This is a genomic window from Stutzerimonas marianensis, from assembly GCF_022810315.1.
GTDB lineage: Bacteria > Pseudomonadota > Gammaproteobacteria > Pseudomonadales > Pseudomonadaceae > Stutzerimonas > Stutzerimonas marianensis.
Genome location: NZ_JALGRD010000087.1, coordinates 1 through 319 on the forward strand (window position 1 = coordinate 1; position 319 = coordinate 319).

Sequence of the window (319 nt, forward strand, 5' to 3'; positions counted from 1 at the left end):
CTGGCCGTGGGCCGCCCGGAAGTGGTGATCATCGAGAACGAGGCCGGCGAAAAGCAGGAGCCGTACGAGAACGTCACCATCGACATCGAGGAGCAGCACCAGGGTCCGGTGATGGAGCAGATGGGCCTGCGCAAGGGCGATCTGACCAACATGATCCCCGACGGCAAGGGCCGCATCCGCCTGGAATACACCGTCCCGGCGCGCGGCCTGATCGGCTTCCGTAACAACTTCCTGACCCTGACCTCGGGCTCCGGCATCCTGACCTCGACCTTCAGCCACTATGGCGCGATCAAGGCGGGTGAAGTGACCAACCGCCAGA

At 64.3% G+C, this 319-nt stretch carries 1 pseudogene; it reads left to right on the top strand.

Features of this window, described 5'->3' with window-relative positions:
• A pseudogene (locus MST27_RS22345) lies at positions 1-319 on the top strand (translational GTPase TypA); the annotation flags it as partial.